2 protein-coding genes and 2 pseudogenes are annotated in these 1,671 nt (G+C 70.2%); all 4 read left to right on the top strand.

The annotated features are described in order from the left end of the window. Positions 1-267: pseudogene (locus G3N62_RS35425) on the top strand (hypothetical protein); the annotation flags it as partial. A gap of 100 nt (positions 268-367) precedes the next feature. Further along, entirely contained in the window at positions 368-664 is a 297-nt protein-coding gene (locus G3N62_RS35420; RefSeq protein WP_124670337.1) for an EF-hand domain-containing protein, read from the top strand. A gap of 45 nt (positions 665-709) precedes the next feature. Next, positions 710-1,423, top strand: coding sequence for a response regulator (locus G3N62_RS35415; protein WP_034189445.1), 714 nt, complete (start codon positions 710-712; stop codon positions 1,421-1,423). Next, positions 1,423-1,671 (top strand): annotated as a pseudogene (locus G3N62_RS35410) (two-component sensor histidine kinase); the annotation flags it as partial. The gene G3N62_RS35415 and the pseudogene G3N62_RS35410, both read left to right, overlap by 1 nt.

Genomic DNA, 1,671 nt, shown 5'->3' with positions numbered 1-1,671 from the left:
CCCGCACCGGCTGCCGTCATCGTCACGCCGCCGCCCCCACCGAAGGTCGTGCATGTCGCGCCGCCGAAGGCCGTCGTGGTCGCCGCCGCGCCACGCGTCGTCTACGTCGCACCGCCGCCGCCGAAGGTCCTGTACCTCGCGCCGCCGCTGCCCCGGGCCGTGTACGCCGCCCCGCGCGCCGTCTATGTCGCTCACCCGCCGCGCGCCGTCATCTGGGTGCCCGCGCACTGGGCCGGCCGCGTCTGGGTCCCCGCGCACTGGGCGTAATTCCGCCGAAGCCCGTTTCGCATTCCACCCGATTCCGTTTCATCAACCACCCGGCCGGCGCAGACCCGTCGGCCACGCAAGGAGAAACCCCATGAAGTCCATCAAGAAGATGATTGCCGCCGTCGTTTTGTGTATCGTTTCTGCAGCAGCGTCGGCCCAGCAGGTGCCGCCGGATGCGGCGGCTGGCGGCCTGCGCGCCGAACATGCGCTGATGCAGTTGCAGACCCGTTTCGCCAGCGCGAACACGACGCACGACGGCAAGCTCACCCGCGAGCAGGCCGCCGCGGGCATGCCGATGGTCGCGCAGCATTTCGACGAGATCGACGTGCAGCACAACGGCTACGTCACGCTCGCGCAGCTCGCCGGCTTCATGCGCCAGCGCATGGCGGCCCGCTGATCGCGGCGCGCGTCCGGCCCCGCAGTACGCACCGGGAGGCAGCCAATGGAACAGCCTTGCAGGATCGTCGTGCTCGACGACGAAGCCGAGTTGCGCAACATGCTGCAACGCTTCCTGACCGGCCACGGCTTCCAGGTGCGCGCGGTGGCCGACGGCAAGCGGCTCGACCGCCTGCTGCAGCGCGAACCGTACGACCTGCTCGTGCTCGACCTGATGATGGAACCCGAGGACGGCCTGAGCGTGTGCCGGCGCCTGCGCGCCGAAGGCCAGACGCTGCCGATCCTGATGCTCACCGCGAAAGGCGACGCCGCGGACAAGGTCGTCGGCCTGGAGACGGGTGCCGACGATTACCTGGCCAAGCCGTTTCTCCCCGACGAACTCGTGGCCCGCATCCGTGCGCTGTTGCGACGGCAGAGAATGGCGGCCGGCGAACCGACGGTCACGTCGCAGCGCTTGCGTTTCGGCGCGTTCACGTTCGACGTCGGCCAGCAAACCCTGATGCGCGACGGCGTGCCCGTCGAGATCCATTCGGCGCAGATGCTGCTGTTGCATGCGCTCGGTTCGTCGCCGAACCGCGCGGTGAGCCGCGAAAACCTGCTCGCCCGCGCGCGCGGCCGCGACCACGCCGCACTCGACCGCAGCGTCGACGTGCAGATCCTGCGGCTGCGCCAGATCGTCGAGGACGATCCCGGCAAGCCGCGCTTCATCAAGACGGTCTGGGGCATCGGCTACATGCTGGTGGCCGGCGTCGAATCGTGATGCGCATCCCGCTGCCGCGCTCGCTGCTCGCGCGCAACATCGCGCTGCTGGTCGCGCTCGTCGCGCTGTCGCTCGTCTGTTCGCTCGGCGTGCTGCTGCACTACGTGCAGCGTCCGCGTATCGAGCGCGCGTCGATCATCTTTTCCGACTACGTGCAGTTGCTCGACCGGGCACTCGCCGGCATGCCGCCCGATGCGGGCCGCGCGCTCGTCGCGCAGCTCGGCGGGCGGGCCTCGCCGCCGCCGGCG

This window comes from Burkholderia sp. Tr-20355, from assembly GCF_017104685.1.
In the GTDB taxonomy this organism is placed as follows: domain Bacteria; phylum Pseudomonadota; class Gammaproteobacteria; order Burkholderiales; family Burkholderiaceae; genus Burkholderia; species Burkholderia seminalis.
This window is presented reverse-complemented; position numbering and strand designations above follow the sequence as displayed.